Genomic DNA, 6,609 nt, shown 5'->3' with positions numbered 1-6,609 from the left:
TTGCATCTGGGTGTCGCTGCGCAGGTGCTGGAAGCCGTCGCGGATGGCCTGGGGGGTCATGGACTGGAGCCAGAGGCGGCGCACGGGTTTGCCCAGGCCCTGGTGCTGGCCGCCGCGCACGGGGCCGGCGTATTGTTCGATGAGGCGGAAGATGAGTTCGCCTTCGCGCCCGGCGTCGCAGGCGTTGATGAGTTCGGTGACGTCGGCGCGTTTGGCCAGGCGGGTGATGGCGTTGAGGCGGGTGCGGGTTTTTTCGACGGGCTTGAGCGCGAAGTACGGCGGGATGACCGGCAGGTGCGCAAAGCTCCATTTGCCGCGCTTGACGTCATACTCTTCAGGCGCCTGGATTTCCACCAGATGCCCTACCGCGCTGGTGACCAGGTAGTGTTCGTTCTCAAAGTGCTCTTCGTGCTTGACGAAGCCGCCGCTGACCGGCGTGAGCGCGCGCACGATGTCCTGTGCGACGGAGGGTTTTTCGGCTAGGACCAACGCTTTGGGCATGGGGGTAGGGTCGGTGGGGTAGAGGGGCCGCGCAGGCGGTATCCGGGCAAGGCGCGGCGGGTATTTCTTTTTCAGGTGCAGGCTGTCTGCCTGCTGTGCTGGTGCAGTGACACCAGGGGCAAAACGGATGGTTTTGCGCCGTGTCCGGGCGACAGTGAATAGAATGCACTGTGCCTTTGCAACTTTTCGATTATCAGAGGTTTTCGCCCATGTGCCGACAATCTGGCCATTTTGTTCCGCTGCTTCGGTCATCAGGGGATCGTCGGTAATGGCGACCCGGTCGCCACGGCGCGTGAGTGTACGCCGTTCCGGGGTGCACGGGCGTGGTGTGTTCGCCCAGGTGGCGATTGCCAGAGGCGAGGAAATCCTGCCGTACAAGGGCGAGCTGATCGCGTGGCAGGAGGCCGAACGCCGCCATGCCGAGTCCGGGGGCGACCCGCACCACACGTTTTTGTTTCAGGTCGATGGCGGCATGGTGATCGATGGGGGCACTGGCGGCAACAGCGCGCGCTGGATCAACCATTCCTGCGCCCCCAACTGCGAGGCCCAGGAGGACGATCGCCAGCGCATTGTCATCGTCGCACTGCGCGACATTGCCCCCGGCGAGGAGTTGTTCTTCGATTACGCGCTGGAAATTGTCGAGAAACCCACCAGGGCACTGCGCCAGGCCTATGCCTGCCTCTGCGGCACACCGCAGTGTCGGGGTACGATGCTGGCCCCGCGCCGCCGGCCATCCAAACCATCATGATGCCTTCACACACTGCTTCTGTCCCCTCCTCCCTCGATCAGGACTATGGCCTGGCCGCCCTGTGCCAGAGCGTGGACGGTCTGTGGCCGGGTTTTCGCGCCCAGGCCCTGCCCAGCATCGATTCCACCAACAGCGAGCTGATGCGCCGCGCCCGCGCCGGTGATACGGCCCCGACGCTGCTGGTGGCACAGTCACAGACGGCAGGCAAGGGGCGCATGGGCAAATCGTGGCAGTCCGATGCACGCACGTCGCTGGCCTTCAGCCTGGGGCTGACGCTGTCGCCCCTCGAATGGTCGGGGCTGTCGCTGGTGGTGGGCATGGTGCTGGCCGAGCGGCTGCACGCTCTGCGGCAGGCCCAGTCCTCGCCCAGCCCGCAACGGCTGGGGCTGAAATGGCCCAACGATGTCTGGACGCTGGACGCACAGGGGCAGGGCCGCAAACTCGCGGGCATTCTGGTGGAAACCACCACCCTGCCCCAGCCCGGCCAGCACGCGCCAAACGCACGCCATGTCGTCATCGGCATCGGCCTGAATCTGGCGGAACCTCCGCCTTCGCTGGCAGATGGTTTTGCCACGCCCGCCGCCCATTTGCAGGGCTTGCTCGGACAGGAAGTGGCGGCTGCCGAAGTGCTGCGACAGATCGTGCCCGCACTGCTGGCAGCCCTGCGTGACTTTGCCGAATACGGCTTCGTGCCCTGGCAGGAGGGCTATGCGCAGTGGGATTTGCTGGCCCGGCGCAATGTCACCCTCAGCGACGGGCGCAGTGGCCTGGCCCTGGGCGTGGATGCACAGGGCGAGCTGCTGCTGCAAACTGCGACCGGCACCGAAGCCATCACCAGCGGTGAGGTCAGTGTGCGCCCCGGCTGATGCTGCACGGCCTGTCCCTTGCCATCTGCATTGTTTTTCTTGTTTTTTGCCCACTCACCATGCTGCGCACCATCGTTCTTCTGCTGCTTCTTGCCAACATCGGCTACTTTGCCTGGACCCAGAACGGGTTGGCGTGGGCGGGGCTGCCACGCCCTGCTGCGGTGGCCGCCCAGGCCAGCCAGACCCCGGCGGGCGAACCGCTCCAGCCGGAGCGGATTCGCTTTGTCCGCAGCGAACCGGCCCCCGAAGCCGCTACGTCCACGCCCTGATTCCCGATTGCCACCATGAGCATTCAGACCGACGAATGGAGCCAGACTCCCGCCCCTTCCCCCCGCCTGGTGGGAGCCAGCAGCGCGTCTCCCCGCGAGGAAGCCCTGGAACGCGCCCTGCGCCCCAAGAGCCTGCACGAATATGTGGGGCAGGCCAAGGCGCGTGAGCAACTCGACATCTTCATCGGCGCGGCGCGCAAACGCGGCGAAGCCCTCGACCATGTGCTGCTGTTCGGCCCGCCGGGGCTGGGCAAGACCACGCTGTCACACATCATTGCCGCCGAACTGGGCGTGAACCTGCGCCAGACCAGCGGCCCCGTGCTGGAGAAACCCCGCGACCTCGCCGCGCTGCTGACCAATCTGGAGCGCAACGACGTGCTGTTCATCGACGAGATTCACCGCCTATCACCCGTGGTGGAGGAAATCCTCTACCCCGCGCTGGAGGACTACCAGATCGACATCATGATCGGCGAAGGCCCGGCGGCACGCTCCATCAAGCTCGACCTGCAACCTTTCACGCTGGTGGGGGCCACCACCCGTGCCGGCATGCTCACCAACCCGTTGCGCGACCGCTTCGGCATCGTGGCACGGCTGGAGTTCTACACGCCGCAGGAACTCTCGCGCATCGTCACCCGCAGTGCCGGGCTGCTGAACGTGCCCATCGACGAGGATGCCAGCCTGGAAGTGGCCACGCGCTCACGCGGCACGCCGCGCATTGCCAACCGGCTGCTGCGCCGCATCCGCGACTTTGCCGATGTCAAGGGCGATGGCCGCATCACCCTGGAGATCGCACGCCAGGCCCTGAAGCTGCTGGACGTGGACCCCGTCGGCTTTGACGTGATGGACCGCAAGCTGCTGGAGGCGGTGATTCACCGCTTCGATGGCGGCCCGGTCGGGCTGGACAACGTGGCCGCCAGCATCGGCGAGGAACGCGAAACCATCGAGGACGTGATCGAACCCTACCTGATTCAACAGGGCTATCTGCAACGCACCCCGCGCGGGCGCATTGCCACCCAGGCCGCCTACCGGCACTTCGGCCTGCCTCACTCCGACACCGCCCTGCCCCGCGACGGCACGCTGCTCTGAAAACGGGCACGGTACACTCCCGGCGTCATGCCAATGCGCTGGCGAAACAGCCGGGAGAATGAGCTGGCGTTGGCGTATCCAACCTGACTGGCGATCTGCTCGACAGTCAGCGCACTGCTCTCCAGCAAGGCCCGTGCCGCTTCCAGCCGAAGGTCTTGCAGGTAGGCCAGGGGCGCAAGCCGGTGTACGTTCTGAAAGCGACGAATGAGCGTGCGCTCGCTGATGGCCAGTGTGTCGGCCAGGTCGGAAATGCGCAACTCGCTGGCGATATGGGCTTGCAGCCAGTCCTGCGCACGCTGCACCAGCGGGTCGGAATGGGGGCGTTCGGCCAACAGGGGCAGATAGGGAATCTGGCTGTTCTGGCTCACGTCGATCAGCGTGGTCCTGGCACACTGCGAGGCAATCGCCGCGCCGGAAAACCGCTCGATCACCCGGATGGTTTGCAGCAGGTAGGAGGCCGATGCACCCGCACACAACAGCCCGTCCGCCTCCGTCAGTACCGGGTGCAATTGCAGATCCACCTGCGGAAACCGGGAGCGGAACTGCCGCTCCAGCCACCAGCTCGTGGTGGCCACCTTGCCATCGAGCAGCCCGGTCTGCGCCAGAATGAACGTACCGGTGCAATTGGCGGCAATCCATGCACCAGCCTGCCACTGTGCCGTCAGCCATGCCAGGGCCGAGGAAAGCCGCTGGAGCATCTCGTCCAGCAACGACTGGCCGCTGTAGTGAAAACCGGGAACGAACACCAGGTCATAGCGTTCCCGCATGGCCTGGGGCTGGCAGGGCTGGAGCAGCAGGCCATTGCTCGCCGTGGTGGGTGTGGCAGCAAAGGAGACGAAGTCCCACTCGTACAGATCGGTGGCAGCGTGGCCCTGCCTGCGCAGATGCGCATTGGCCACTTGCAGAAGATCGGCAAAGCCGCACGCGCTGGAGGCATAGCAGCCGTCATAGAGGAAGATGGCAGCGTGGGGCATGGGAAGGAAGCCGGTGAAGGTCTTGCGCCCCGACTCAGCAAATCACCATGTCCAGTTGCAGCAGCTCCAGCCCACCCTGCCGCCAGGCCCAGAAGATCAGGAGCACCCACGCCAGCAACGCGCCACCGGCCAGGGCGATCCACACCGCCCGGTGCCTCATGCAGCGGCCCCTTGCAGGCGTGCCACCGGGCGTTCCTTGATCGGCCAGTTCAGGGCGGCGGCCAGCAGGCTCAACACAATGGCGATCTGCCAGACCAGATCGTAAGTGCCAGTCTTGTCAAACAGATAGCCTCCCAGCCAGCCCCCCAGGAACGAGCCGATCTGGTGGAACAAAAAGACGATGCCGCCCAGCATGGAGAGGTTGCGCACCCCAAAAATCGTGGCAATCGCCCCGTTGGTCAGCGGCACGGTGGAGAGCCACAACAGGCCCATGGCCATGCCAAACGCATAGGCCGTCCAGACACTGACAGGAAACGCAATGAACAGGCCAATCACCACGGCGCGGGCCAGGTACAGCACGCTGAGCAGGCGCGGCTTGGAGTGGAACCCACCCAGCCAGCCGGCAATGTAGGTGCCAAATACATTGAACAGCCCCACCAGGGCCAGCACCGTCGTGCCCACGATGACTGGCAGGCGTTGATCCACCAGATAGGTAGGCAGATGCACGCCAATGAACACGACCTGAAAGCCACAGACGAAAAAGCCCAGTGCCAGCAGCCAGAAGCCGGAATGGCTGCACGCTTCGCGCAGGGCATCGCCCAAAGTCTGCGTCGGCCCTTGCGCAACCAGTGGGCGATCCTGCACCAGAGTCGCCAGAGGCAGCATGAAGGCAGCGGCCAGCCCCAGTGCAATCAATGCCGCCGACCAGCCCAGCCATTCGATCAGCCCCAGCGAACCGGGCAGCATGGCGAACTGACCGAAGGAGCCGATGGCAGCGGCCACGCCCATGGCCATGCTGCGCTTCTGCGGCGGCACGGCCCGTCCCACCACGCCCAGAATCACCGAAAAGGACGTGCCGGACAGGCCAATGCCGATCAACAGCCCGGCACTGAGGGACAGGGTCAGCGGCGAATCGGCAAAGCCCATCATGACCAGCCCCAGCGTGTACAGAAACGCCCCGGCCAGAATGACGCGCTTCGCCCCCAGGCGGTCGGCCAGCGCGCCCGCAAAAGGCTGGGCCATGCCCCAGAGCAGATTCTGCAAGGCAATGGCGAAGGCGAACACCTCCCGCCCCCAGCCGAACTCGACGCTCATGGGCGCGAGGAACAGGCCAAAGCCGTGGCGAATCCCCAGCGAGAGAAACAGAATCAACGAAGCCCCCAGCATCAGCCAGAAGCTCGTGCGCCATATGGAAGTCATTGCAGCTCCTTGGATCGTCAGGGTCGGGAAGAAATGGCAACGCCAGTGCGGGGCACCGAAGACCGGCAGTATCCGGCAAGCACGATCAGGCGTAAAGCGGCAAATCTGACACAAACCATGCCGTTTACGACATGCACTGGGCCACCCGGCGAGCCAGGCAGATTCAGGACTCGGGCTTCCAGACGAACTCCAGCTCCTCCTTGAAGGCAAAACGCTGAATGTGCTTGGCGACGATCACCTCCAGCTCCGGCAGACCCTCGGCCTGCTCGTCGCTGGCAGTCAAGGTCAGCAGCGTGCCTTCGGCTGTGAGCCACACCTTGCGGCGGCCGTCGCCAAAGTCGATGAAGCCCTGGCGCAAGTCCTCGGGGTCGTATTCCACGGCAAAGCGGTGGCTCCAGTGTTTGCACAATTGCCGCAGGTAGCGGCTGGCGTTTTCGGTGGTGACGGTGGCAATGGAACGCGGCATGGTGTGGTGTCCTGATTTTTTGGAGTGCTGGAAGCAGCCCTGGATGGGCCGCTTCCAATGAATTGCAGGTGACAAGCGTAGCGGTTTTTGTTCCACCTGAGATCGGTTCTGGCGATTGGCCGTACATCCAGTGCCGTTTTGCAGGCCACGGAATCACCGCATCTTGCGGACTGCTGAAAGTTCCCGATTATTGTCATGATTTTATGCACATTGAGTTTTAAATAGCATGATTAATTTCATTTTCAAAACAATGTACAGTTCATACCCATGGATGAGCCACACGCTCACATCGGCAGACTCCCCCGATACCTGGAAGCTGCCGCCCAATTTGACGGTATTG

9 protein-coding genes are annotated in these 6,609 nt (G+C 64.0%); 4 read left to right on the top strand and 5 right to left on the bottom strand.

The annotated features are described in order from the left end of the window. The coding region (locus BUE21_RS12615; RefSeq protein WP_234971059.1) for a toprim domain-containing protein at positions 1–501 on the bottom strand (501 nt) is incomplete at its 3' end. A 292-nt stretch (positions 502–793) separates the two neighbouring features. On the opposite strand from BUE21_RS12615, the gene BUE21_RS12610 reads away from it, so the two are divergent. The 4 genes from BUE21_RS12610 to ruvB are packed head-to-tail and all read left to right on the top strand — an operon-like array spanning position 794 to position 3,470. Continuing rightward, positions 794–1,249 (top strand): SET domain-containing protein, encoded by a 456-nt coding sequence (locus BUE21_RS12610; protein WP_234971155.1) that lies wholly within the window; start codon positions 794–796, stop codon positions 1,247–1,249. Further along, positions 1,246–2,115 (top strand): biotin--[acetyl-CoA-carboxylase] ligase, encoded by an 870-nt coding sequence (locus BUE21_RS12605; protein WP_234971154.1) that lies wholly within the window; start codon positions 1,246–1,248, stop codon positions 2,113–2,115. The genes BUE21_RS12610 and BUE21_RS12605 overlap by 4 nt, the downstream gene beginning before the upstream one ends. Before the next feature lie 59 nt (positions 2,116–2,174). Beyond that, on the top strand, positions 2,175–2,384 hold the full coding sequence (locus BUE21_RS12600; RefSeq protein WP_073357010.1) for a hypothetical protein: 210 nt from the start codon (positions 2,175–2,177) through the stop codon (positions 2,382–2,384). 15 nt (positions 2,385–2,399) lie between these two features. Next, a complete protein-coding gene (gene ruvB, locus BUE21_RS12595) occupies positions 2,400–3,470 on the top strand; it encodes a Holliday junction branch migration DNA helicase RuvB (protein WP_073357009.1) in 1,071 nt (356 codons plus the stop codon). Here the strand turns inward: ruvB and BUE21_RS12590 are convergent. The 4 genes from BUE21_RS12590 to BUE21_RS12580 form a co-directional block, all read right to left on the bottom strand. Next, the gene (locus BUE21_RS12590; RefSeq protein WP_073357008.1) at positions 3,428–4,444 is read right to left on the bottom strand and encodes a GlxA family transcriptional regulator; all 1,017 of its coding nucleotides are present in this window, start codon (positions 4,442–4,444) and stop codon (positions 3,428–3,430) included. The two genes, ruvB and BUE21_RS12590, sit on opposite strands and share 43 nt — an antisense overlap. 34 nt (positions 4,445–4,478) lie before the next feature. Next, on the bottom strand, positions 4,479–4,604 hold the full coding sequence (locus BUE21_RS15125) for a hypothetical protein (protein ID WP_268767838.1): 126 nt from the start codon (positions 4,602–4,604) through the stop codon (positions 4,479–4,481). Continuing rightward, entirely contained in the window at positions 4,601–5,803 is a 1,203-nt protein-coding gene (locus BUE21_RS12585) for an MFS transporter (protein WP_073357007.1), read from the bottom strand. The genes BUE21_RS15125 and BUE21_RS12585 overlap by 4 nt, the downstream gene beginning before the upstream one ends. Positions 5,804–5,966: 163 nt before the next feature. Continuing rightward, on the bottom strand, positions 5,967–6,269 hold the full coding sequence (locus BUE21_RS12580) for a DUF2218 domain-containing protein (RefSeq protein WP_073357006.1): 303 nt from the start codon (positions 6,267–6,269) through the stop codon (positions 5,967–5,969). Positions 6,270–6,609 lie beyond the last annotated feature (340 nt).

The sequence above is a fragment of the Lampropedia hyalina DSM 16112 genome, from assembly GCF_900129055.1.
GTDB lineage: Bacteria > Pseudomonadota > Gammaproteobacteria > Burkholderiales > Burkholderiaceae_C > Lampropedia > Lampropedia hyalina.
Note: the sequence above shows the minus strand (reverse complement) of the source record. Positions and strands in the feature narration are given on the sequence as shown.

Bases quoted from the DNA above. Each gene is read 5' to 3' on its own strand.
- ruvB (WP_073357009.1), top strand. From the start codon at position 2,400: ATGAGCATTCAGACCGACGAATGGAGCCAGACTCCCGCCCCTTCCCCC.
- BUE21_RS15125 (WP_268767838.1), bottom strand. From the start codon at position 4,604: ATGAGGCACCGGGCGGTGTGGATCGCCCTGGCCGGTGGCGCGTTGCTG.
- BUE21_RS12585 (WP_073357007.1), bottom strand. From the start codon at position 5,803: ATGACTTCCATATGGCGCACGAGCTTCTGGCTGATGCTGGGGGCTTCG.
- BUE21_RS12590 (WP_073357008.1), bottom strand. From the start codon at position 4,444: ATGCCCCACGCTGCCATCTTCCTCTATGACGGCTGCTATGCCTCCAGC.
- BUE21_RS12605 (WP_234971154.1), top strand. From the start codon at position 1,246: ATGATGCCTTCACACACTGCTTCTGTCCCCTCCTCCCTCGATCAGGAC.
- BUE21_RS12600 (WP_073357010.1), top strand. From the start codon at position 2,175: ATGCTGCGCACCATCGTTCTTCTGCTGCTTCTTGCCAACATCGGCTAC.
- BUE21_RS12580 (WP_073357006.1), bottom strand. From the start codon at position 6,269: ATGCCGCGTTCCATTGCCACCGTCACCACCGAAAACGCCAGCCGCTAC.